This window comes from Actinomadura meridiana (genome assembly GCF_039537545.1).
Lineage (GTDB): Bacteria > Actinomycetota > Actinomycetes > Streptosporangiales > Streptosporangiaceae > Spirillospora > Spirillospora meridiana.
This window is the reverse complement of sequence record NZ_BAABAS010000029.1, coordinates 231,639-254,450: the sequence shown is the minus strand read 5'-3', so window position 1 is coordinate 254,450 and position 22,812 is coordinate 231,639. Positions and strand designations below refer to the sequence as shown.

The following is a 22,812-nucleotide window of genomic DNA, read 5'->3' as shown; positions in this document are numbered from 1 at the left end:
GCGTTGACGGTGCCGGCGCGCGGCAGCACACTCGTGGGCACCTGACCGCCGACCGGGAGGGATCGCCATGAGGATCGGACTGGCCGGCGCGGGGCGCATCGGGGAGCGCCACGCCGCCGCCCTGGGCGCGCTGCCGGAGGTGGACGCCCTGGTCATCGCCGACGCGGAGCCCGCCCGCGCCCGTGACCTCGCCGTCCGGCTGCCCCGCGCGACGGCGCTGGACGCGGTCGACGAGCTGTTCCGTTCAGGGTTGGACGGGCTGATCGTCGCGGCCGCCACGGATGCGCACGCCAATCTGGTCGAGCGCGCGATGGCCGCCCATGTCCCCGTTTTCTGCGAGAAACCACTCGCCTCCGACCTTGATGGAACGTTCCATATTATTTCGGCCGCCGCGAGCGCGGAGACGCCCGTCCAGGTGGGGTTCCAGCGCCGGTTCGACGCGGGCAACGCGGCGGCGCGCGAGGCCGTGCTGTCGGGGCGGCTCGGCTGGCTGCACTCCGTGCGCTCGTGCAGCTTCGATCCCGCGCCGCCGCCCGCCGAGTACGTCCCGTCGTCGGGCGGGTTGTTCCGCGACTGCGTCATCCACGACCTCGACCTGATCCGCTTCGTGACCGGGCGCGAGGTCGTGCGGGTGATGGCGGCGGGCGCCAACCGGGGCGACGACTTCTTCCGCGCGTGCGGCGACGTCGACACCGGGTCGGCGCTGCTCGTGCTGGACGACGGCACGCTCGCGGTCGTGTCCGCCACCCGCTACAACGCCGCCGGGTACGACGCGCGGCTGGAACTGTTCGGGTCCAAGGACAGCATCGTCACCGGCCTGGACGACCGCACGCCCGCGACCCCGCTGCCCGAGCGGGCGCAGGAGCCGAGGCGCGCGTACGGCGGGTTCCTGGAGCGCTTCGCCGACGCCTACGACGCCGAGCTGCGCGCCTTCCTGGACGTCGTCGCCGGGCGGCGCGGCAACCCGTGCCCGCCCGAGGAGGCCCTGGAGGCGTTCTACCTGGCCGAGGCGTGCGAGCTGTCGCTGCGGGAGGGGCGGACCGTCGGCACCGACGAGGTCCGGCGGTGAATCCCGGTGCCGTGATGTGGCGGCGGCGGGGGTCGCGACGCCGCCGCGATGTGTGATCAACTCCTCTCACCGACCGTTCGGGGAGAAGGAGAGCGACCCGATGAGAGGCTTGTTCGCGCGCGGAGCGTCCAGGGGCCTCGCGGTCCTGGGCGCCGCCGCTCTGCTGACGCTCGCCGCCTGTAGCAGCGAGGGGGGCAAGAAGGCCGAGGAGGAACGGGAGGGCGCCGGGCCCCGGCTGAAGGTCGCGATGGTCACCCACTCCGCCCCCGGCGACACCTTCTGGGACATCGTCCAGAAAGGCGCGCAGGCCGCCGCCGCGAAGGACGACGTCGAGTTCCTGTACGCGGCGAACCCCGACGGCGGCAAGCAGGCCGAGTTGGTCCAGGCGCAGATCGACAAGAAGGTCGACGGGATCATCGTCACACTCGCCAAGCCGGACGCGCTGAAGGACGTCCTCGCCCGCGCCGCCGCCGCGAAGATCCCGGTCGTCTCGATCAACTCGGGGGAGGGCGCGTCGGCGGGGCTCGGCGCGGTCGCCCACTTCGGGCAGGACGAGTCGGTCGCCGGAGAGGCGGCCGGTGCGCAGCTGGCGAAGATCGGCGCGAAGAGGGCGCTGTGCGTCGTCCACGAACAGGGCAACGTCGGCTTGGAGAACCGCTGCGCGGGCGCCAAGAAGACGTTCGGCGGCCACATGGAGAACCTCTACGTGCAGGGCTCGAACATGCCGGACGTCAAGTCGTCCATCTCCGCCAAGCTCCAGGCCGACGAGGGCGTCGACGGCATCCTGACGCTCGGCGCCCCGTTCGCCGCGACCGCCGTGGACGCGGTCAAGGAGACCGGGAGCAAGGCGAAGATCGGCACGTTCGACCTGAACAAGGACCTCATCGCCTCGATCAGGTCGGGGGCGGTCCAGTTCGCGGTCGACCAGCAGCCTTATCTCCAGGGCTACGAGGCCGTCGACCAGGTGTGGTTGCTGAAGCGCAACGGCAACGTCCTGGGCGGGGGACGTCCCGTGCTCACCGGCCCGGCCATCGTCACCAGGGAGAACGCCGGGGCGCTGGAGGCGTTCGCCGAGCGGGGCACGCGGTGACGATCTCCCTGTCACGCGCCGCGCCGCCGGTGCGGAGGCTGCTGGGCCGTCCGGAACTGGGCGCGCTGCTCGGGGCCGTCGCGCTGTTCGTGTTCTTCTCGCTCGTCGCGGACGCCTTCCTGGAGACGGCGTCGTTCTCGACCGTCCTGTACGCCAGCTCCACGTTCGGGATCATGGCGGTCGGGGTGTCGCTGTTGATGATCGGCGGGGAGTTCGACCTGTCCGCCGGGGTGATGGTGACGTCGGCCGCGCTGATCGCCGCGCTGACCGCGTACCAGCTCACGCTGAACGTGTGGGCGGGCGTGGCGATCTCGCTCGTCCTGACGCTGGCGCTCGGCGCGGTGAACGGCCTGCTCTACGTCCGGACGAAGCTGCCGAGCTTCATCATCACGCTCGCCACGTTCTTCATGCTCGCCGGGCTCAACCTCGGCGTGACGAAGGCGCTTACCGGCAACGTCGCGAGCGACTCCGTCCGCGACATGGACGGCTTCGACAGCGCCCGGCAGGTGTTCGCGTCCGACGTGGACATCCTCGGCGTGAACGTCCGGGTCACGGTGTTCTGGTGGCTGCTGTTCACAGCGATCGCGACCTGGATCCTGCTGCGCACCCGGCTCGGGAACTGGATCTTCGCGGTCGGCGGGTCGGCCGCCAGCGCCCGCGCGGTCGGCGTCCCCGTCGACCGCGTCAAGATCGGGCTGTTCATGGGCGTCGCGTTCTGCGCCTGGTTCTCCGGGATGCACCTGGTGTTCGCGTTCGCGACCGTCCAGTCGGGCGAGGGCGTCGGCAACGAGTTCCTGTACATCATCTGCGCCGTCATCGGCGGGTGCCTGCTGACCGGCGGCTACGGGTCGGCGATCGGCGCCGCGATCGGCGCGTTCATCTTCGGGATGACGAACAAGGGCATCGTGTACGCGGAGTGGAACCCGGACTGGTTCCGCTTCTTCCTCGGCGCGATGCTGCTCATCGCGACCGTGGTGAACCTCGTCGTCCGGCGCAGAGTGGAGCGGACGCCATGACGGACACGCCACTGATCAGGCTGACCGGGGTCGGCAAGAACTATGGCACGATCGTCGCGCTGCGGGACGTGAGCCTGGAGGCGGCCGCCGGTGAGGTGACCTGCGTGCTCGGCGACAACGGCGCGGGCAAGTCCACCCTCATCAAGATCGTCGCCGGGCTGCACCGGCACGACTCGGGCACCTACGAGGTGCGGGGCGAGCGGGTCGCGTTCGGGTCGCCGCGCGAGGCCCTCGACCGGGGCATCGCGACCGTCTACCAGGACCTCGCGGTCGTCCCGCTGATGCCGGTCTGGCGGAACTTCTTCCTCGGCTCGGAGAGGCGGAAGGGCTTCGGGCGCCTGGACGTCGGGTTCATGCGGGCGACCTCCCACGCCGAACTGGCCGCGATGGGCATCGACCTGCGCGACGTCGAGCAGCCCATCGGCACCCTGTCCGGCGGCGAACGGCAGTGCGTGGCGATCGCCCGCGCCGTCTACTTCGGCGCCAAGGCCCTGGTGCTGGACGAGCCCACCGCCGCCCTCGGCGTCAAACAGGCCGGGGTGGTGCTGCGGTACATCGTCCAGGCGCGTGAACGTGGGCTCGCCGTCGTGTTCATCACCCACAACCCGCACCACGCCTATCCGGTCGGCGACCGGTTCCTCATCCTCAACCGGGGCCGGAGCATCGGCTACCACACCAAGGACGAGATCACCCGCGACGAGCTGACCGCGCTCATGGCGGGCGGCGCCGAGCTGGAGGAACTCGCCCACGAACTCGACGCCGCGGGCTCGTCCGCCACCGCGAGACGGCTGACGGACGAGGCCAAGGACCTGGGCGTCACCGACACCTGATCCGTCACCGAAAGCCCGGCCTACTCCTCGGCGGTGTGGACGTGGCGCGCGGCGAACGCGGCGTCCGGCTGGGGGTGGGCGCGCAGGGTGCGCAGGAGCGCCCGCCACTCGTCCGGCCAGCCGACGCGGGAGGCGTGGTGGTCGGTGAGCACGCAGGCGAGCAGGCCGCCGGGCAGGTCGCCGCGCGCCGCGAGCCGGACCGCGTGCGGCAGCACGTCGGCGGGATCGGTGACGTCTGTCGCGAAGTACGAGTCGACCTCTTCGCCGACGAGCGCCTGCGCGACGCGCAGGGTGGCCAGAACGCCATTTCCGAGGCTGTCCGCGAGGGCGTCCACAGTCGCCGCCGCGCTGGGGGAGTCCCAGCGGAGGGTGGCCGCCGTCAGCTCGCGGGCGAGCTGATCGGGCAGGCGGTCGGTCACGGCGCGGACGGTCTCCGCGGCGGCGTCGGGGTCGGTGTCCGCGGCCTCGCGGACCTCGTCCACGAGCGCCTCCAGCCGTTGCGCGGCGGGCAGGTCGCGTTCGGCCTGGGCGTCCGGCGCGTCGGGGGCGGCGGCCAGCTCGGCGGTCGCCGCCGCCAGTTCGGCGGTGCCGAGGCCGCGCGTCGCGCAGCCGACGAGCGCGACGAGCGCACGCCGCCAGCTCCGGGTGTCGGAACAGGTCGGTGACGATCGCGGCGAGGAGGTTGGGCGCGCCCGGGGCCCACGGCGCCCACACGGCGACGGCGGGCAGCGCCGCGTCGCGGGCCTCGGCGTCGGTGGACCGGGCCACCCGCAGCACGAGCGCCGCGTAGTCCTCGCGGTGCCGCTCCTCGACGTGGAGGGGCGCGGCGCCGATCACCTGGCGGGCCAGGTCGCGCGGCCCGTCCGCCGCCTCCCGCAGGATCCGGCACGCGACGGGGTCGGCCAGGCGCGGGCGGACGGCCGACACGATCGCGGCGCGGACGTCGCGGTGCTGGTCCGGGTCGTCCCAGGCGGCGGCGATGAGGGCCAGCGCGTCCGGGACGTGGTTGTGCAGCAGGATCCGCAGCGCCTCCTTCCGCGCGGTGATCTTCCCGTCGGTCAGCACGGGTCCGAGCGTCGCCGCCAGCGCGGACGGCGGCGCGAACCGGGCCGCGCGGGTCGCGGCGTACGTCGTCCCGACGAGCGGCGGCCTCCAGACGCGGGGCGAGGGACGCGCCGAGCCGGTGCTCGTCGCCGCGCCGCAGCGTCCGGCCGAGATCGCCGAGGTGGATGCTTCCGGAATGCCCGATCAGCCGGTCGGACAGGTCAAGCGCGAACAGCAGCAGGTCGAGCTCGTCGCGGACGGCGCCCTGCCGGGCGACGGCGGCGACGGCGGCGTCGTCGAGCCGGGCCAAGCGGTCCCGCACCGACCGCCGGTTGAGCAGTCCCCGCAGGTGGGTGCGGTAGCCGTCGGACAGCAGCAGGCGGAGCACGCGGGCCGGTTCGGCGGCGATCAGCCTGCCCGTGACGGCCTCCAGCGCGCTCGGCAGCGGCCCGGTGCGGACGTACCGTTCGAGCAGCGCGATCACCCGTCCGGGCGCGTGGCCCACGGTCGCGGCGACGCCGGGCGCGTGCACGAACCACCAGGCCGCGTGGACGCTCTCCGGCAGTTCGGCGAGCCGCCGCTCGGCGTAGTCGAGGACGACGTCCGGGTGCGACCGGCCCAGCGGTGCCCAGTTCGGGACGGCGTGCGCGAGCCCGTCGACCCGGCCCGCCGCGACGTCTCGGTTGCAGGCGGGCAGCAGCGCGGCGGCCTCGGCGTCGCCCCACCGTTCGGCGGCCGCGTCGACGAGCGCGTCGGCCAGGTCGGCGCGCCGGTACCGGCGGACGGCGTCGTACAGCGCGGAGCGGGCGGCGGCGGGCGCGTCGGCGAGACCGTCCAGGAACGGCGTCGCGTCGACGCCGAACCGGACGCCCAGCCGGATCGCCTCGCAGGCCAGCCCGGCGTCGGGATCCTGAACCGCCGCGCCGAGGTGCGCGAGTGACGCCTCGTCCCGCACCGCCGCCGCGACGAACAGCGCGACGGAACGTTCGTAGTACGCGCCTCGGGACAGGTCGTTCAGCAGGGCGGCGATCTCCGGTCCGCCGGTGTGACGGCGGAGGGCGGCCAGGCGCAGGCAGCGTTCGCGGTAGGGCAGCGGCTCGATCTCGGTCAGTAGTTCCTCGACGCGCATGGCGCGCCATCCTGCCCGATCAGCCAGACGTTTTCACCCGGTTTCTTCCCCGGTCGGCTCGGACGCGGCGCCCTACGTACGGCCGCCACGCCCCAACGTGGAATCGGTCGTCAGAGCAGGTGCGCGTTCGGTTTGCGGGCGCGAACGGCCAGGTCGGGCAGTTCGACGATCTCGACGCCCGCCGCCACGAGGATCTCGGCGCCCGTCCCCTCGGCGAACAGCGGCGGCTCCCGCCACGCGAACACGACGCGGCCGGCACCCGACCTGACGATCAGCTCCGCGCACGGGTGGGGACGCGACGCCCGCTTTCCGCACGGCTCCAACGAGCTGTACACGGTCGCGCCCGACAGGTCGGACTCCGTCTTGGCGAGCGCGGCCTCCTCGGCGTGGTCGTGCGGGGTGCGTTCCCGGGAGTGGCCACGGGCGATCTCGTGGCCGTCCGCGCCGACGATGACCGCGCCGACCGAGAACGCCGTCCGGGACGGCGGGCACAACGCCGCGAGATCGCAGGCCAGCGCCAGCCAGCCGAAGTCATCCACGCGCGCCCCCGACGAGGTAGCGCAGCAACGCGAGGTCGCCGATGCGGGTGACCTCCGCGAGACGCATGGGACGTTCCGGCGACTGCGGGAACACCCCCGACTGGACGAAGCGCGGCGCGGACGGGTCACCGATGAAGAACGGCGCGACGACCAGGTGCAGCTCGTCCACGGCCCCGTCCGTCAGGAACAGCGTGTGGACGCCTCCGCCGCCCTCGACCATCAGCCGCCGGACGCCCCGTCCCGCCAGGTCGCCGAGCATCGCCGCGAGCGTGAACGGGTCACCGGCGTCGACGACCTCGGCGACGCCGTCCAACCGGGGCGCCAGCTCGGCGGCCGTGCCGGACGGCGCGTACACCAGCTTCGGCGACTCGCCCGTCGTGAAGAACCGCGACCCGGGATCAAGGTCGCCGCTCCAGGTCAGCGTCACCTTCGTCAGGTCGGGCGGCAGGCCCCGCTCGGCCCGCCGCTCGCGCCGCCGCTCGGACTTCACCAGCAGCCTCGGGTCGTCGGCGCGGACCGTCCCGGCGCCGACCAGGATGGCGTCGCAGCTCGCGCGCACCGAGTCGACGCGGTCCCAGTCGGCGGCGCTGGACAGCCGCAGCCGCTCCGGGGACGCGTCGTCGATGTACCCGTCGGCGGACATCGCGCAGCTCAGTAGCACGTAGGGGCGGTCGCTCACGCCGTCACCCTAACGGGAGGCGGACACCACTCGAAGATTGTTTCGATCCGCTCCGGCGTTTCTGCGCGGGATGTGTCGGACGGGACGCCTATGGTTGCTGCGACATGCGACTCCTGCACACCTCCGACTGGCATCTCGGGAGATCCTTTCACCGGGAGGACCTGCTGTCCGCGCAGGCGGCGTTCGTCGACCATCTGGTCGCGACCGTCGAGGCGGAGCGGGTCGACTGCGTGCTGGTCTCCGGCGACGTCTACGACCGGGCGCTGCCCGCCGTCGACGCCGTCCGGCTGTGCGACGAGGCGCTGCGACGGCTCGCGGCCATGACCCGGGTCGTCCTGATCGCGGGCAACCACGACTCGGCCCGCCGCCTCGGGTTCGGCTCCGCGCTGATGGACGCCTCCGGTGTGCACGTCCGCGCCGACTTCTCCGCCGTCGGCGAGCCCGTCGTCATCGGCGACGCCGCCATCTACGGCATCCCCTACCTGGAACCCGAACTCGTCAGGCACCCGTGGGAACTGGACGAACGCAGCCACGCCGCCGCGCTGACCGAGGCCATGCGCCGCGTCCGCGCCGACGCCGCCCAACGTCGCGACCTGCGCTCGGTGGTGCTGGCACACACGTTCGTGACGGGCGGCGAGTCCAGCGAGAGTGAACGCGACATCTCGGTCGGCGGGTCGTCGCAGGTCGCCGCGTCGGTGTTCGACGGCGTCGACTACGCGGCGCTCGGCCATCTGCACGGCAGGTGGGCCATCAACGACCGCGTCCGCTACTCCGGCTCGCCGATCGCGTACTCGTTCTCGGAGGCCGCGCACGTCAAGGGGTCCTGGCTGATCGACCTGCGTGACGGCGGCGTCGGCGCGGAGTTCGTCGAGGCGCCGGTGCCGCGCCGCCTCGCCCGCGTCCGCGGCCGCATCGACGACCTGCTCTCCGACCCGTCGTATGACCGGCTGGAAGACCGCTGGCTCCAGGTCACGCTCACCGACCCGCGCCGCCCGTCCGCGGCGATGGAACGGCTGCGCCGCCGCTTCCCGCACACGCTCGTCCTCGGCTTCGACCCCGACGGCGGCGCGGCGGACGGCACCCGCACCTGGACCGACCGCGTCCGCGAACGCTCGCCGCTCGACCTCGCGGGCGACTTCGTCGCCGAGGTCACCGACGGCCCCGCGACCCCCGCCGAACGGGCACTGCTGCACGAGGCGTTCGAGGACTGCCGCCGCAAGGAGGCCATGGCGTGAGGCTGCACCGGCTGGAGGTCAGCGCGTTCGGGCCCTTCTCCGGGACCGAGGTCATCGACTTCGACGCGCTGTCCGACGCCGGGCTGTTCCTCATCCAGGGCCGGACGGGCGCGGGCAAGACCAGCATTCTCGACGCGGTGTGCTTCGCCCTGTACGGACAGGTCCCCGGCGTTCGGAACGCCGTGAAGGGCCTGCGCAGCGACCACGCCGAGCCCGCTGCCGGGCCCCGCGTCGTGCTGGAGACGACCGTCCGGGGCCGCCGCCTGCGGATCTCGCGCTCACCCGCGTGGGAGCGGCCGAAGCTACGCGGCTCCGGGACGACGACCGAGCACGCCAAGGTCATCCTGGAGGAGTTCGAGCACGGCGCGTGGACGGGCCTCACCACCCGGCTGGACGAGGCGGGCGACCTGGTGTCCCGGCTGCTCGGGATGACCGCCGTCCAGTTCTGCCAGGTCGCGCTGCTTCCCCAGGGCGAGTTCGCCGGGTTCCTGCGCGCCGGGGCGGACGAGCGCCGCAAGGTGCTGGAACGGCTGTTCGCCGCCGAGGTGTTCACGCAGGTCGAGAAGTGGCTCGCCGATCGCCGCGCCGCCACCGGACGCCGGGCCGCCGAGCTGGGCGCGACGGCGTCCTCGATCGCCGACCGCGTCGCCGAGACGACGGGCGCCGCGCCGCCACGCGGAGACCGGGCCGCCGTGCCCGCGCCGCGCCGCGCGGAGCCGCCGGTGGAGCCGTTCGCGGACGTGGCGGCGCTGCTCGCCTGGGCCGCCGAACTGGCCGCCGGGCACGAGGACGTCCGCGCCGCCGCCACCACACTTCGCGCGGAGGCGGCGGCCAGCCTGGAGAAGGCCCGCACCGCGCTGGACCATGCCAAAGACCTCGCCGACCGGCGGCGCCGCCACGCCGACGCCGTCGCCCGGCGGGACGCGCTGCGCGAACGCGCCGAGGAAAGGTCGCGCCTGGCGTCCCGGGTGGACGCCGCCGCCCGCGCCGACCGTGTCCTCGCGCTCATCAGGGACGTCCGGGCCCGGCACGACGAGGCGGTCCGGGCCCGCCGCTGGGCCGAGGAGACCCGGTCCGCGGTCGCCGAGCTGCTGCCGCCGAAGGCGCCGGACGACGTCATCGCCAAGGCCGAACGCGACCGCCGCGACGAGGCCGCCTCCCTTGAGGGACGGCGCGGCGCCGCCACCAGGCTCGAACAGATCGGCGACGAACGGGCGGAGCTGGCCCGCGAGCTGACCCGACTCGAACCCGAGGAGGCCCGGCTCGGCTCCCTGCTCGCCGACCTGCCGGGCCTCGTCACGGCGCGGCAGACCGAACTGGACGACGCCCGCGTCGCCGCCGCCGGGCTGCCCAGCGCCGTGGCCGCCGCCGACGCCGTCCGGCACCGGCTCGACGCGGCGCAGCGCCGCGACCGGGTCGAACAGCACCTCGCCGAGGCCGAAGCCGCACACCGGCTCCGCGTCGACGCGGCCCAAGCCGCGCGCGACCACGAACTCGACCTCCGCCAGGCACGTCTCGACGGCATGGCCGCGGCCTTGGCCGCAGAACTGAAGGACGGCGAACCCTGCCGGGTCTGCGGCTCCACCGAACACCCCGCCCCGGTCGACTCTCTGGGCGAGATCCCGACCGAGGAGCAGGTGGACGAAGCGCGGGCCGCCTTGGACAAGGCACAAGACGACCGCGAGATCAGCGCCCGCAGGGTGGAGTCACTCCGCACCGAACGCGACGGCCTCCTCGAAACCGCCGGTGAGGTCACCGCCGACTCGCTGGTCGGAGAGGTGGCCGAAGCCGAACGCGCCGTCCGCGACCTGGAGAGCCGTGCGGCCGAGGTCGACCGGCTGGAGGCCGCGCTCCACCGCCACGAACAGGACCTCGCCCACGCCCGCGACGAGCGCGACAAGGTCGCCGAGACCCTCGCCGGAAACCGCGCCGAAGACGCGAACCGCGCGGACGAGCAGGCCAGACTCTCGTCCGAACTGGACGAGGCGCGCGGCGACGACCCGACCCTGGAGGCGCGCATCACCCGGCTCGGCCGCGAGGCCGACGCGCTCGGCGCCGCGGCCGAGGCCCTGCGCGCGTCCGCCCGCGCCGCCCAGGAGCTGGCCGCCTCCCGCGCGAAGGCCGAGCGGGAGGCCACCGAACAAGGGTTCCGCACACCCGACGAGGCCGCCGAGGCCGCGCTGCCCGACGAAGACCAGGGCGACCTGCGCGACAAGCTCCGCCGCTTCGACGACGAGGAGGCCGCCGTCCGCGACCTCCTCGCCGACCCGGCGCTCACCTCTGCCGCCGCCGAGCCCGCACCCGACCTACCCGCCCTGGAGACGGCGCGACGAGCCGCGGACGACGCGCACACCCGCGCCGCGTCCGCCGCCGACCGCGCCCGGCACCGCTGCGACCGCCTCACCGAGCTGCGCCGTGAACTGACCGCCGCCGTCCGCGCGTGGCGGCCCGCCGCCGAGGCCCACGAGGTCGCCGAGCGGCTCGCGGGCCTCGCGTCCGGCAAGCACGCCGCGAACCGGCACGCCATGTCCCTGTCGGCGTACGTGCTGGCGGCCCGCCTCGAACAGGTCGTCGCCGCCGCGAACGAACGGCTGTCGCGGATGTCCGGCGACCGCTACGCCCTCGTCCACACCACCGGGAAGTCCGCGGGCGACCGCACGAAGGGTTCCGGGGGTCTCGGCCTACGCGTCGTCGACGCCTGGACGGGCCTCGATCGCGACCCGGTGACGCTGTCGGGCGGCGAGTCGTTCATCACCTCGCTGGCCCTGGCGCTCGGCCTCGCCGACGTCGTCACCGCCGAGGCGGGCGGCGCCGAAATCGGCACCCTGTTCGTCGACGAGGGCTTCGGCACCCTCGACGAGGAGACGCTCGACGAGGTCATGGACGTCCTGGACGGCCTGCGCGACGGCGGCCGGGCCGTCGGCATCGTCAGTCACGTCGCCGAACTGCGCGCCCGCGTCCCCGCCCAGCTCCGCGTCACCAAGCAACGCACCGGCTCCACGGTCACCATCGTCGCCTGACCGACTCAGTCGTCGTGCTCGATCCGCGCGGCCTCCAGATGGCCGACGCAGCGACCGAGGAGATCCTTCAACGTCGCGAGCTCCTCACCGCTGAACTCGGCGGCGAGGCCCCGCTCGACCCGCACCGCGTGGGCGTCGGCGTTCGCCAGCGCCGCCTCGCCGTCGGCGGTGAGCCGGGTCTCCAGGATGTTGCGATGCCACTCGTGCGGCGTGCGCTCGATCAGCCCACGCTCCTGGAGGTTCTTCAGGATCGTGCTCATCGTCGGCGGGGTGACCGAACAGGCCCGCGCGAGCGCGGCGGCGGACATGCCGGGGTTCTCGCCGAGGTGGAGGAGCGCCGCGTACTGCGGCACCGTCAGCCCGCTGGGTCTGAGCGCCGCGTTCTTGGCCCCGTGCAGTGCCTGCTCGGCGCGCTTGAGGTAGGAGCCGATCCGCTCTGACGTGGGCATCGAGGTCATTTCCGCATGCTATCGAGCCCATCGAACAGAAGACCCTTGACGTATATTAGGGTCCTAACTAATATACGAACGCTTGCTAATGCATCAACTCGAACGGAGACGCATGTCCCTGCTCCACCGCTTCACCACTCCGATGGCCATCGCGATCGGAGCGGCCGTCCTGCCGCTGTCCGTAGCCTCGGCCCCGACGGCGGTCGCGGCCGTCCACGCCCAGACCTCCCACGCGCGGATCTCCCCGGCCTACGTGCTGCCGGGCGACCACGTGTACCCCGAGGGCATCGCAGCCGACCCCCGAGGCGGCGCCCTGTACGCGGGTTCGTACCAGGACGGCACCGTCTACCGAATGCGGCCGGGCCACCGCGTGGCCGAGGTGTTCCTCCCGGCGGGCACCGACGACCGCCACACCGTCAACGGACTGAAGGTCGACCGCGCCGGACGGCTGTGGGTGACCGACTCCACGACAGGCGTCTCGGTGTACGACACACGAAGCCGCCGCCTGCTGGCCCAGTTCGACGTCCCAGGCGAGGACGCCCGGTTCGTCAACGACCTGGCCGTCGCCCCGGACGGCACCGCCTACATCACCGACAGCGCCCGGTCCGTCGTCTACCGCGTCACCCCACGCGACCTGGCACGGGCACGCGGAGGCAGGGCCACCCTGGTCCCGCGCTTCGACCTGGACGACATCGTCGACCCGCACAAGACCGGTGACTTCACTCTGAACGGCATCGTGGCCGACCCCACCGGCCGCTTCCTCATCACCACCGACTCACACGGCGCCGACCTGTACCGTCTGGACACCATCACGGGGGCTGCCCAGAAGGTCGCCCTACACGGCGGCGACGCACGCAACGCCGACGGCCTGGAACTCCAGCACGGACGCCTGTGGATCGTCCACAACATCGACAACGCCATCAGCCGCTGGCGGGTCGCCCGCGACGGCACGTGGGCCCGCCGCGAACGCATTCTGTCCGACCCGTCGCTCCAAATCCCGACGACCCTCGTCCGCCGCTCGGGAACCCTCTACGTAGTGCGCTCCCAGTTCGACAAGGGCGGCCCCATGGGCGACGGCACGCCCCAAATCCCCTTCACCATCGCCGCCGTCCACAACTTCTGACCGACCAGGCGACCCGAGCAAGCCAGTGAACGTGGAAGATTCGGGAGCCGCCGAACGGGGGAACGGGGGAGTCAGAGGTAGAGGCCGGTGCCGTGTTCGGGGCGTTCGCTGGCTATGGCGTGGACGTCGCGTTCGCGCATGACCAGGTAGTTCTCGCCCTGGATCTCGACCTCGAACTGGTCGCCGGGGTGGAACAGGACGCGGTCGCCGACCTTGACGACGCGGGCGTGGTGGCCGACCCCGCACACCTCGCCCCACACCAGGCGGTTGCCCTGCTCCGCCGTCGCGGGGATCACGATGCCGCTGGTGCTGCGGCGCTCCCCGCTGTCCTTCTCAACCTTGATCATGACCCGGTCGTGGAGCATCTGGACTTCGAACTTCGGCTCGGACACGCTGGGGAGTTTATCCGCCCGCGCCGATCAGGGCGTTCCACGAGCTTGTGATGATCTCCGGCAGCGAGGAGCGCTCCGGGTGCCAGCCGAGGTCGGACTGGGCGGCGCCCGGATCGCACACCAGGATGGAGGCTTCGGGTCGCGGCGGGCGGCGCAGGGTGGGCACGGGGCGGCCCGTCGCCTCCTCGACGGCCGCGATGACCTCGTGGACGGCCGCGCCCGCGCCGGTCCCGACGTTGTAGACCCTGTTCTCGCCGAAGCGGACGGACTCCAGGGCCTTGAGATAGGCGGCGGCCAGGTCGTCCACGTGGAGGTACTCGCGGACCGCCAGGCCGTCGCCGTTGATCTCCAGGTGCGGTGCGCGTCCGGCGGCCACGGCGAGCGCCTTCGGGATCAGCCGGGTCTGGTCGGGGTCGACGCGGCCGTCCACCGAACCGGCGACGTTGAACGTGCGGAGGACGACGGCGCCGATCGCGCCCGTCCGGGCGTGGAACCGCACGGTCTGCTCGGCGGCCAGCTTCGACGCGCCGTACGGGCTGGCGGGCGCGGTGCCCTCGTCCTCCGGGATCGGCTGCCGCTCCGGCGTCCCGTACACGGCGGCGGTCGAGCCGAACACCAGTCGCGTCTCGCCGACGGCCTCCAGCAGGTTCACGGTGCCCTGCACGTTGGCGGTGAAGTACCGGAGGGGGGCGTCGAACGACTCGCGGACGCGGGTGAGCGCCGCGAGGTGGCACACCCCGTCGTAGGGACCCTTCGGCAGCCCGCCGGGGTCGAGGAGGTCGCCGTGGACGGGGCGAACTCCGTCCGGCACGGCGGCGTCCCGCCGCACCAGCCCGTCGACCTCGTAACCGGCCGCGACCAGCCGCCGCGCGACCGCGTATCCGACGTAACCCGCCGCTCCGGTCACCAACACCCGCATTCGACGCTCCTGTCGCTCTGTACCCAGGTCGCTCCGTACACAGGTAACCCTGTGCGGGCGGGCTACTTGTACTTGCGGCCGGTATTGGACGACAGGCGGGTGAGCAGTCCGCGGGGTATGAGGCGGGTCGCGGCGATGAGCGCCTTGTACTGCGCGCCGGGGATGCTGACCTGGACGCCCCGCCGCAGGTCGCGGAGCCCGGCGGCGACGACGTCGTCCTTGTCCAGCCACATGAAGTCGGGCAGGTCTGACATGTCCATGTTGGCGCGGTCGTGGAACTCGGTGTGCACGAAACCCGGGCACAGTGCCATCACGCGGACGCGGCCCTGGGAGCGCCGGGCGATGTCGGCCGCGACGCCCTGGCTGAAGCTCACCACCCACGCCTTGGACGCCCCGTACGTGCCGCGCGCCGTGAACGCCGCCGCCGACGCCACGTTGATGATGCCGCCGCGTTCCCGCTCCAGCATTCCGGGCAGGGCGGTGTGGGTGAGTCGCAGCACGGCCTCGCAGTGCACCTTCAGCATCGTGATCTCGTCCGACACCGGGACGTCCAGGAACACGCCCCTGTTGCCGAACCCGGCGTTGTTGACGAGCAGGTCGACGTCGCGGACGCGCCCCTCCGCCGTGGCCAGGCCGTCGTCGGTGGACAGGTCGGCGGGCAGGGCTTCGGCGCGCACCGCGTACCGGTCGTGCAGGTTGGCGGCGGTCCGGTCGAGCCGCTCGGCGTCGCGGGCCAGCAGGACCAGGTCGAATCCGTCGGAGGCGAGGCGGCGGGCGAAGGCGGCGCCGAGCCCCGCGGTCGCGCCGGTGATGAAGGCGGTCGGCATGGCCTCGACCCTAACTCGGGAGTCCCCGGCGGACTGATGGGACCTTCTGGAAGGATCACCACATGTCCGACGATCTCCAGGCCCATCTGGACGCGCTGAAGGCGCCTCGGCCGACGCGCGCATGGCGTCGCCGCACGTTGGAACTGCTGGACGACCCCGCCGCCCGCGACGAGGTGCTGCACCGGGTCCGCCGGTACGCGACGAAGGACCCGAACCCCGTCGGCGGGCGGCCGTTCTCCGACGCCTCGCTGCGGAACGACCCGGGCGCCCGCGGCCGGGTCTGGGCCGCCGCGCTCCTCGGCGACCCTGGAACGATCCCGCTGCTGGACGTGATCGTGCGCCGCGCAGCCGGGGTGACCCGCGACTTCGAGCCGTCCGCCCGGCTGGCGGGCGCGGCGGTCAACGCGCTCGCCGAGTTCAGCGACCCGCACGCGCTCGACGTGCTGCGCGGGCTGCGGCGCGACGTCCGCTACCCGGGGCTCGGCGCCCAGATCGGGACGGCCGTCGAGACGGCGGCGGCCCGGCGCGGCATCACGCCCGCGCAGCTCGTGGAGCGCGGCGTCCCGAGACACGGCCTGTGCCGGGACGGCTCGCTGGCCCTGGACATCGGCGCCTACCAGGCGGTGCTCGTCATCGAGGACCCGCTGACCGTCCGGCTCACCTTCACCGGCGCGGACGGTCGCCCCATGCGGACCGTGCCCGGCGCGCTCAAGGTCCCGTTCGCCGAGCGGATCAAGGAGCTGAAGATCCTGGTGAAGCGGGTCCGCGCGACCCTGGCCGCCGAGCGGGTCCGGGTCGAGGCGCTGATGGCGGTCGAGCGCGTCTGGACGTACGGGGAGTGGTGCCGGCACTACCGCGACCACCCGGTCACCGGGGTGGTGGCGTCCGGGCTGATCTGGGAGTTCGAGGGGCCGGACGGGAGCTGGCACGCCGCCACGCCCTGCGAGGACGTCCTGGTGACGGTGGACGGCCGCGCCCATCCCGTCCCGGCGGGCGACGCGCGGGTCCGGCTGTGGCATCCGGCGCGGGCGGTCCCGGGCGCGGTGCGGGCCTGGCGGGCGTTCGTCGCCGACAACCGGATGACGCAGCCGTTCCGGCAGGCGTTCCGCGAGACCTACCGGCACGCCCCGGCCGAGTCGTCGGGGAGCCTCGCCTGCGGGTGCTTCGACGGGGAGGTCAGCCGCGTGTTCGCCGAGGGCCGGTGGCGGGTGCGCTGCCACCATGACGCCGGGCACGGGCGCGGCGAGGTGCGGTTCGACCGCCGGGTCGCCGGACGGTGGCGGGAGACGGCCCCGGCGGACGTGCCGCCGCTGGTGTTCAGCGAGGGCACCCGGGAGTCGGACCTGTTCATCCGGGTCGCGTCGATCGCGGACGAGTCCCCGTTCGGCGAGTTGTCGGCGACGGCCGAGATCCGCGGGGACGCGCTGCGCCGCGTCCTGCCGCACACGAGGATCGCGGACCGCTGCGCGATCGACGGCCGGTTCCTCGTCGTCCGCGGCGAGCTGCGCGACTACAAGATCCACCTCGGGTCGGGGGGCGTGCTGATGGAGCCGGGCGAGGCCAGCCTGCGGGTCGAACCGTCCCGGAAGCTCGGGATGCGGGGCCTGTTCGTGCCGTTCGAGGACGAGCACCTCACCCGGATCGTCGGCACCGCGTTCCTGCTGGCCGCCGACCACCGGATCACCGACGAGACCGTCCTGCGCCAGATCAGGCCGCGGCTGAGCCCCGCCGTGAGTTGAGCCCGGCCCGGCCGTCAGCTGATCGGGCCCGTCAGCTGATCAGGCCGTACTCGTGGGCGCGCAGGCCCGCCTGGAAGCGCGAGTCGGCGTCCAGCAGCGTGAGGATCTCGGCGACGCGGCGGCGGTAGGTGCGCAGCGCCATGCCGAGGCGGCGGGCGGCGGCCTCGTCCTTCAGCCCGCCAGCGAGCAGCCGCAGGATGTGCAGGCTCTCGTCCGACAGCGCGGGCGGCCGGTCGCGGCGGTAGTCGGCCAGGTCGATCGAGGTGTCCCAGGTGGCCTGGAACAGCGAGACGACGCCCTTGACGACGCCCGGCGACCGCACCACCGTGTACTCGCGCACGCCCCGCTCGGGCGGTCCCGCGAGGATCGCGATCCGCCGGTCGATGAGGATGGTCTCGTGCGGGAGGGCGGCCGTGCAGATCCGCACGTGGGCCCCGGCCCGCGCCAGCTCCACGAGATGCCGTTCGGACTCCTCGTCCGCGAGGGCCGCCGGGTTGTACAGCTTGTGGGTGACGGGCTTCGGGCCCTTCCGGCACCGTTCGGCGACGAACCGTTCCCGGTGGCCGGGCATCGCCCAGGTCGTCAGGTCCGTGGCGGCGCAGGCGAACTCCTCGCACGCCAGGAACAGCCGTCCGGCGCGTTCGCCCAGCTCGGCCTCGCCGCGCAGCACGACGTTGCGCTCCAGATCCACGCTCATCGCCTCCCAGTGTGCCACGCCGCCGGTGGCAGCAACCTGCCAGCGGTTCGGCGTCGCCGGGTGCCCGCAGCACAGTGGGACGCATGACGACGACACAGACCACTCCAGGTGGGCATTTCGACATCGGCGGGGACCTGCGGGTCGCCCGGATGGGGTTCGGCGCGATGCGCCTGGCCATCAGCGGACTCGACGGTCCGCCCAATGACCGCGACACCGGCCTGAAGGTCGTGCGCGGGGCCGTCGAGCTGGGCGTGGACCATATCGACACCGCCGCGTTCTACTACGTCCAGGACGGTCCCGCCGCCAACGAGATGATCCGCGCGGCGCTCGCCCCCTACCCGGACGGGCTGGTGATCGCCACTAAGGTCGGCCCGTACCGGGGGCCGGACGAGCGGCACCCGTCCGGGGAGATCCCCGCGTCCGGGCTGCGGGCCGAGGTGGAGCGGAACCTGCGGGAGCTGGGCCGCGACCACCTCGACCTCGTCTACCTGCGGCCGGGCGGTATGGAGGAGCCGACGGACGCGCCGATCGGGGAGCGCTTCGCCGTCCTGGCCGCCCTCCGCGAGGAGGGGATCATCCGGCACCTCGGGGTCAGCCACGTCAGCATGGCGCAGTTCGCCGAGGCCCGGGAGATCGCGCCGGTCACGGCCATCCAGAACCGGTTCGACATCACGCAGCCGGAGGACACCGAGCTGCTGGCCCTCTGCGAACGCGAGGGCATCGCCTACGCGCCGTACTTCCCGCTCGGCGGGTTCGGCGTCCCCGACGACGACCGTGTCAACACGATCGCGGCCCGGCACGGCGCCACCCCCGCGCAGGTGCTGCTCGCGGGCCTCCTCGCGCTCTCCCCGGTGATGCTGGCGATTCCCGGCACCGGCTCCCCGGCCCATCTGGAGGAGAACATGGCCGCCGCCGGAATCGCCCTCACCCCGGACGACCTGGCCGTTCTCTCGCGGCGGGACGACGCCCCGTACCCCCCGGAAGGGCCCGTGGTGCGCGGACGCTAGCCGCCGGTCGCCGGTGGCCGCCGCCGGGGCCTACCCTGTTACGCGCCTGCGGATCAAGGGGGAGCGCGATGTCGGCGACGCGGCTGCTGGTGCTCGGCGGCGTGCGGCGGTTCGGACGGGCCCACGGCTACGAGATCCGCCGCGAGCTGATCTCGTGGGGCTCGGACGAGTGGGCCCACGTCAACCCCGGTTCGATCTACCACGCGCTCCGCCAGCTCGCCAAGGAGGGCCTGCTGCGCGAGCACGAGGTGGAGGAGAGCGACGCGGGCCCGCCGCACACCGACTACGAGATCACCGACGCGGGCCGCGCCGAGTTCCTGCGGCTGCTGCGCTGCGCCCTCGCCGCCGTCGACGTCCGGCACCCGGAGATGCTGACGGCGGGGCTCGGGTTCCTGACCGAGCTGCCGCGCGCCGAGGCCGTCCGGCTGCTGCGCGAGCGGCTGGACGGCCTGGCGGTGCGGCGCTCGTCCGTGGCCCCGCACCGCGAGGCGCGGGACCCGGACGACCACCTGCGCGAACTGTTCGGCTGGTGGGTCCACTCCGCCGACTACGCCGCGGACTGGACGCGCGGCCTGATCAGCCGCCTGGAGTCGGGCGCCTACGTCATGGCCGACGACTCCTCGCCCACCTCGGGTTCGGGCCCGTCGCCCGGCTCGTCGGCCGCGCCCGTCAGGTTCCAGCCGCCCCGGCGGCGCAGGACGAGCACGAAGTAGACGACCGTTACGGCGATGACGCCGATGGTCACGTACAGGCTCGGGCGTCCGATCTCCGGGTCCTTGGCGCTCTGGTAGATGACGTAGACGAGGGCGCAGAGCGCGGCGACGGGCGCGACCGGGAACCACGGCATCTTGTACCTGGCGTGCGCGGTGGTCCCGTTGCGGCGGCCCACGATCACCGCCAGGCACAGCGCCCCGTACACGGCGACCAGGGACGTCCCGGTGACCACGAGCAGGAACTTCTCGTCCAGGAAGCACGCGGCGGCGCTGAGGATCCCGGTCAGGATCGTCGCGATCCACGGGGTGCCGAAGCGCGGGTGGATCGACGACAGCGCGCTGTCGATCTTCGGCGTCCAGGTGCGGTCCCGGCCCGAGCTGAAGATCAGCCGGGCGGTCAGCAGCATGATGGCGATCACCGCGTTCAGGATGGCGAGCGCGATGGCCAGGCTGATCACGGTGTTGAGGGTGTCCCCGCCCTGCGCCGTGATGAAGTACTCCATCATGTTGTCGGAGTGCAGCAGCTCGTTGACGTCGGGCGCGCCGAGCAGCACCGCGGTGATCGGGATCAGCTCCGCCGCGACCGTGATGCCGAGGGCCCACAGGACGGTCCGGGCCACCGCCCGGTGCGCGTCGTGGGTCTCCTCGCCGAAGTACACGGCCGAGCCGTACCCGTTGTAGGAGAAGATCGCGACGGCGGTGGCCGCCGCGATCAGTCCCGCCGACGCCGCGGTGAGGCCCCCGCCGTCCCCCGCGACGACCGGATTCGTGATCAGGTCGGTGAACGGCCGCTCCACGTTGAGGAAGCCGAGCGCCGACAGCACGATGAGGGCGATCATCTCGATCGCCAGGAAGACGCCGGTGACCACCGCGTTGACCTTGATGTCGAAGATCGCGATGACGGTGGCGACGGCGACGGTGATCGCCGCGACGACCGGGGCGTTCAGGCCGTCGATCAGGACGCCGAGGTAGGTGCCGACGCCGAGCGCGATCACCGCGAGGATCAGCAGCTGGGTGATCAGGATCAGGCCGAGCACGACGAAGCCGGGCATCCGGCCGAGGGTGCGGCCGACGATCGCGTACTCGCCGCCGGTGAGCGGATACGCCGACGACAGCTCGGCGTACACGAACGCCATGAAGATGCCGACGACGCCCGCGGCGGCGTAGCTCCAGAACGCGCCGGTGCCCGCCTGCGAGATCACTCCCGGCGCGATGATGAAGACGGAGGACGCGGGCGTGATCGCCGACAGCACGATGAGCAGCGCGCCGACCGTCTTCAGTCCGCGATGCAGCGCGGGCCGGTGGTCGGTGGCTGGGGGTGGACCGATCTCGGGTGCGGCCACAACGGGCACCTCCTCGACTCGAATTCTTCGAACGAGTATCAAAGAACGACCCGTCACCCGGTCAAGCATCGAGGACATAACATCTTGGTCTCGGCTTTTATGGTCGGGAACCTGACTCACGCTGGGGAAATCTGACTTGCATTGTCTGAAGGATCTTCGGAGAATGAGCCCATGGCCCGACCCAGCAGAGCCCACGAACGGCGCGCCGACCTCGTCGCCGCCGCCCGCCGCGCGGTGCTCGACCGCGGCATGCTCGACCTGCGGCTGCGCGACGTGGCCGAGGAGGCGGGGCTCTCGTCGGGGTCCGTCCTGTACTACTTCCCGACGCTGACCGACCTGCTGCGCGAGGTGCAGCGGGAGGCCGTCGACCGGTTCTGCGCCGCCCGCGAGGAGGCCGTCCGGGCCGTGCCCGACCCGCGCGACCGGCTCATCGCCATGATCCGCAGTGGCCTGCCGTCGGGCCCGGACGACGAGCTGTGCGTGCTGCTGTACGAACTCGGCACCGTGGCGCGCCGGGAGGCGTCCTACGCCGCCGAGCACATCCGGCTGTACGAACGGCAGGTCGGCATCTACGCCGGAATCCTGGACACCGGCGCCGCCACCGGCGCGTTCACCCTGACCCGCGACGCCGGAACCATCGCGCGCAACCTCGTCGCGCTGGAGGACGGCTACGGCCTGCACATCACGATGGCCGTGCCCACCGTCGACACCGCGCGGGCCGAGGCCCTCCTGCTGGCCGCCGCGTCCGACGCAACCGGCCGTGACCTCAGCACACTCCCGGATCAGGAAGGTGACCGATGACCCGAGCCCGCGCCTTCGGCCTGCCGTTGCCCGGCACGCCAGGCCCGCACAACGCGATCACCGACGTCCCCGGCATCGAGGTCGGCTACACGACGCTGCTCTCCGGGGACGGGCCGCTCCGCCGGGGCGAGGGCCCCGTCCGCACCGGCGTCACCGCGATCCTCCCGCGCGGCCGGACCGGTCTCCTGCGGGGGGACGACCCCCCGCAGCCCCCGGAACGGACCGGGTTCCTCGACCCGTGCGCCGCCGGGATCTACTCCCTGAACGGCAACGGCGAGATGACCGGGTCGCACTGGATCGCCGAGACCGGCGCGTTGGCCCTGCCGGTCATGATCACCAACACGCACGCGGTCGGCGCGTGCCATCGCGGCGCGATCGACTGGGCGGTGCGCGAGAACCCCGGCTTCGAGGAGTGGATGCTGCCCGTCGTCGCCGAGACCTGGGACGGCTACCTCAGCGACATCAACGGCGACCACGTCCGGCCCGAGCACGCCGTCGCCGCGATCGACGCGGCCGCGCCCGGCCCCGTCGCGGAGGGCTCCGTCGGCGGCGGGACGGGCATGAACTGCTACGGGTTCAAGGGCGGCACCGGCACGGCCTCGCGGGTCGTGCGGTACGGGGACGACTCCTTCACGGTCGGCGTCCTCCTCCAGGCCAACTTCGGCTCCCGCCCGCAGCTCACCGTGTGCGGGGCGCCCGTCGGCGCCGACCTCGGCGACGACAACCCGATGGAGGACGACGACTGGCTCGCGCGGCCCGGCACCGGGTCGGTCATCGTCGTCGTCGGCACCGACGCGCCGTTCCTGCCCGGCCAGTGCACGGCCCTCGCCCGGCGCGTACCGCTGGGCCTCGCCAGGACCGGCACCTACGGGCAGCACGGGTCGGGCGACATCTTCCTCGCCTTCTCCACCGCCAACCCGGGCGCGATCACCGGCGGCTTCGAGGTGGGCGAACCCGGCTACGACACGATGCGGTTCGTCCAGTGGAACCGGATCGACCCGTTCTACGAGGCCGTCGTGGAGGCCGTCGAGGAGGCGGTGCTGAACGTGCTGCTCGCCTCCCGCACCATGATCGGGCGGGACGGCAACCGCTCCCCGGGCCTGCCGCACGACCGCCTGCGCGACCTGCTCACCGCCCGCGGCGTCCTCTAG

The 22,812-nt window shown here is 73.1% G+C and carries 22 protein-coding genes; 12 read left to right on the top strand and 10 right to left on the bottom strand.

What is annotated here, in order from left to right:
* Nucleotides 1-67 precede the first annotated feature (67 nt).
* The 4 genes from ABD808_RS36195 to ABD808_RS36180 all read left to right on the top strand — a co-directional run bounded on the left by ABD808_RS36195 (nt 68) and on the right by ABD808_RS36180 (nt 4,005).
* Nucleotides 68-1,069, top strand: a complete 1,002-nt coding sequence (locus tag ABD808_RS36195) for a Gfo/Idh/MocA family protein (RefSeq protein ID WP_344907254.1) — start codon at nt 68-70, stop codon at nt 1,067-1,069.
* Between the two features lie 100 nt (nt 1,070-1,169).
* Nucleotides 1,170-2,159: a substrate-binding domain-containing protein gene (locus ABD808_RS36190; RefSeq protein ID WP_344907251.1), complete on the top strand. Its 990-nt coding sequence runs from the start codon at nt 1,170-1,172 to the stop codon at nt 2,157-2,159.
* Entirely contained in the window at nt 2,156-3,175 is a 1,020-nt protein-coding gene (locus tag ABD808_RS36185) for an ABC transporter permease (protein ID WP_344907249.1), read from the top strand. The genes ABD808_RS36190 and ABD808_RS36185 overlap by 4 nt, the downstream gene beginning before the upstream one ends.
* Nucleotides 3,172-4,005 (top strand): ATP-binding cassette domain-containing protein, encoded by an 834-nt coding sequence (locus ABD808_RS36180; protein WP_344907246.1) that lies wholly within the window; start codon nt 3,172-3,174, stop codon nt 4,003-4,005. Before ABD808_RS36185 ends, ABD808_RS36180 begins: the two co-directional genes overlap by 4 nt.
* A 20-nt stretch (nt 4,006-4,025) precedes the next feature.
* Here ABD808_RS36180 and ABD808_RS36175 read toward each other — a convergent pair whose 3' ends face one another.
* The 4 genes from ABD808_RS36175 to ABD808_RS36160 all read right to left on the bottom strand — a co-directional run bounded on the left by ABD808_RS36175 (nt 4,026) and on the right by ABD808_RS36160 (nt 7,396).
* Entirely contained in the window at nt 4,026-4,487 is a 462-nt protein-coding gene (locus ABD808_RS36175; protein WP_344907243.1) for a hypothetical protein, read from the bottom strand.
* Entirely contained in the window at nt 4,421-6,178 is a 1,758-nt protein-coding gene (locus ABD808_RS36170) for a hypothetical protein (protein ID WP_344907240.1), read from the bottom strand. Before ABD808_RS36170 ends, ABD808_RS36175 begins: the two co-directional genes overlap by 67 nt.
* Before the next feature lie 110 nt (nt 6,179-6,288).
* Nucleotides 6,289-6,717, bottom strand: a complete 429-nt coding sequence (locus ABD808_RS36165; RefSeq protein WP_344907238.1) for a cytidine/deoxycytidylate deaminase family protein — start codon at nt 6,715-6,717, stop codon at nt 6,289-6,291.
* Complete coding sequence (locus ABD808_RS36160; protein ID WP_344907236.1) at nt 6,710-7,396, bottom strand: RibD family protein; 687 nt, start codon at nt 7,394-7,396, stop codon at nt 6,710-6,712. Before ABD808_RS36160 ends, ABD808_RS36165 begins: the two co-directional genes overlap by 8 nt.
* Nucleotides 7,397-7,500: 104 nt before the next feature.
* On the opposite strand from ABD808_RS36160, the gene ABD808_RS36155 reads away from it, so the two are divergent.
* Nucleotides 7,501-8,631 carry an exonuclease SbcCD subunit D gene (locus tag ABD808_RS36155; protein WP_344907233.1) on the top strand — a complete coding sequence of 377 codons (1,131 nt, stop codon included), beginning with the start codon at nt 7,501-7,503 and terminating at the stop codon, nt 8,629-8,631.
* Nucleotides 8,628-11,651: an AAA family ATPase gene (locus ABD808_RS36150; protein WP_344907230.1), complete on the top strand. Its 3,024-nt coding sequence runs from the start codon at nt 8,628-8,630 to the stop codon at nt 11,649-11,651. Before ABD808_RS36155 ends, ABD808_RS36150 begins: the two co-directional genes overlap by 4 nt.
* 5 nt (nt 11,652-11,656) lie before the next feature.
* Here the strand turns inward: ABD808_RS36150 and ABD808_RS36145 are convergent, their stop codons facing one another.
* The gene (locus tag ABD808_RS36145) at nt 11,657-12,109 is read right to left on the bottom strand and encodes a MarR family winged helix-turn-helix transcriptional regulator (protein ID WP_344907227.1); all 453 of its coding nucleotides are present in this window, start codon (nt 12,107-12,109) and stop codon (nt 11,657-11,659) included.
* A 103-nt stretch (nt 12,110-12,212) separates the two neighbouring features.
* Here ABD808_RS36145 and ABD808_RS36140 point away from each other — a divergent pair, with 103 nt between their 5' ends.
* The gene (locus ABD808_RS36140) at nt 12,213-13,223 is read left to right on the top strand and encodes an SMP-30/gluconolactonase/LRE family protein (RefSeq protein ID WP_344907224.1); all 1,011 of its coding nucleotides are present in this window, start codon (nt 12,213-12,215) and stop codon (nt 13,221-13,223) included.
* A gap of 71 nt (nt 13,224-13,294) precedes the next feature.
* Here the strand turns inward: ABD808_RS36140 and ABD808_RS36135 are convergent, their stop codons facing one another.
* From ABD808_RS36135 to ABD808_RS36125, 3 genes are all read right to left on the bottom strand, one after another.
* Nucleotides 13,295-13,615: a GroES family chaperonin gene (locus tag ABD808_RS36135; protein WP_344907222.1), complete on the bottom strand. Its 321-nt coding sequence runs from the start codon at nt 13,613-13,615 to the stop codon at nt 13,295-13,297.
* A 10-nt stretch (nt 13,616-13,625) separates the two neighbouring features.
* Entirely contained in the window at nt 13,626-14,534 is a 909-nt protein-coding gene (locus ABD808_RS36130) for an NAD-dependent epimerase/dehydratase family protein (protein WP_344907220.1), read from the bottom strand.
* Nucleotides 14,535-14,596: 62 nt separating this feature from the next.
* On the bottom strand, nt 14,597-15,361 hold the full coding sequence (locus tag ABD808_RS36125) for an SDR family NAD(P)-dependent oxidoreductase (protein ID WP_344907218.1): 765 nt from the start codon (nt 15,359-15,361) through the stop codon (nt 14,597-14,599).
* A 62-nt stretch (nt 15,362-15,423) separates the two neighbouring features.
* Here ABD808_RS36125 and ABD808_RS36120 point away from each other — a divergent pair, with 62 nt between their 5' ends.
* Nucleotides 15,424-17,100: a DUF4132 domain-containing protein gene (locus ABD808_RS36120; RefSeq protein WP_344907216.1), complete on the top strand. Its 1,677-nt coding sequence runs from the start codon at nt 15,424-15,426 to the stop codon at nt 17,098-17,100.
* 31 nt (nt 17,101-17,131) lie between these two features.
* On the opposite strand, the gene ABD808_RS36115 is transcribed toward ABD808_RS36120, so the two are convergent.
* Nucleotides 17,132-17,797, bottom strand: coding sequence for a helix-turn-helix transcriptional regulator (locus ABD808_RS36115; protein WP_344907213.1), 666 nt, complete (start codon nt 17,795-17,797; stop codon nt 17,132-17,134).
* An 83-nt stretch (nt 17,798-17,880) separates the two neighbouring features.
* On the opposite strand from ABD808_RS36115, the gene ABD808_RS36110 reads away from it, so the two are divergent.
* Together ABD808_RS36110 and ABD808_RS36105 are read left to right on the top strand one after the other, a co-directional pair.
* On the top strand, nt 17,881-18,804 hold the full coding sequence (locus tag ABD808_RS36110; RefSeq protein ID WP_344907210.1) for an aldo/keto reductase: 924 nt from the start codon (nt 17,881-17,883) through the stop codon (nt 18,802-18,804).
* Nucleotides 18,805-18,872: 68 nt separating this feature from the next.
* Nucleotides 18,873-19,517, top strand: coding sequence for a PadR family transcriptional regulator (locus ABD808_RS36105; RefSeq protein WP_344907208.1), 645 nt, complete (start codon nt 18,873-18,875; stop codon nt 19,515-19,517).
* On the opposite strand, the gene ABD808_RS36100 is transcribed toward ABD808_RS36105, so the two are convergent.
* The gene (locus ABD808_RS36100; RefSeq protein ID WP_344907205.1) at nt 19,403-20,860 is read right to left on the bottom strand and encodes an APC family permease; all 1,458 of its coding nucleotides are present in this window, start codon (nt 20,858-20,860) and stop codon (nt 19,403-19,405) included. The genes ABD808_RS36105 and ABD808_RS36100 overlap by 115 nt on opposite strands.
* A 171-nt stretch (nt 20,861-21,031) precedes the next feature.
* Between ABD808_RS36100 and ABD808_RS36095 the strand changes: the two genes are divergently transcribed.
* The gene (locus tag ABD808_RS36095; protein ID WP_344907202.1) at nt 21,032-21,661 is read left to right on the top strand and encodes a TetR/AcrR family transcriptional regulator; all 630 of its coding nucleotides are present in this window, start codon (nt 21,032-21,034) and stop codon (nt 21,659-21,661) included.
* Nucleotides 21,658-22,812, top strand: a complete 1,155-nt coding sequence (locus tag ABD808_RS36090; RefSeq protein ID WP_344907199.1) for a DmpA family aminopeptidase — start codon at nt 21,658-21,660, stop codon at nt 22,810-22,812. Before ABD808_RS36095 ends, ABD808_RS36090 begins: the two co-directional genes overlap by 4 nt.